1 protein-coding gene is annotated in these 361 nt (G+C 71.5%); it reads left to right on the top strand.

The features are described from left to right. Positions 1–361 (top strand): sensor histidine kinase (locus AVR91_RS42175; RefSeq protein ID WP_228709496.1); only part of this gene is annotated, 361 nt, incomplete at both ends.

The following is a 361-nucleotide window of genomic DNA, read 5'->3' as shown; positions in this document are numbered from 1 at the left end:
CGAACGCCAGCGCATCGCGCGTGAGGTGCACGACGTCGTCGGTCATTCGCTCAGCATCACCCTGCTGCACCTGACCGGTGCCCGGCACGCGCTGCAGCAGGACCGCGACGTCGACGAGGCGATCGAGGCGCTGACCGAGGCCGAGCAGGTGGGACGGGCCGCGATGGCCGACATCCGCCGCACGGTCGGCCTGCTCGCCGACTCCCCGTCGGGCAGCGCGCCGCTGCCGGGTGTGGAGGACATCGCGACGCTGGTGGAACGCACCCGCAGCGCCGGACTGGCGGTGCGCTATACACAGGAAGGCGACCTCGGCCGGGTAGGCGCCTCGGAAGGATTGGGCCTCTACCGGATCGTGCAGGAA

This window comes from Amycolatopsis keratiniphila subsp. keratiniphila (assembly GCF_001620365.2).
Lineage (GTDB): Bacteria > Actinomycetota > Actinomycetes > Mycobacteriales > Pseudonocardiaceae > Amycolatopsis > Amycolatopsis keratiniphila.
This window is presented reverse-complemented; position numbering and strand designations above follow the sequence as displayed.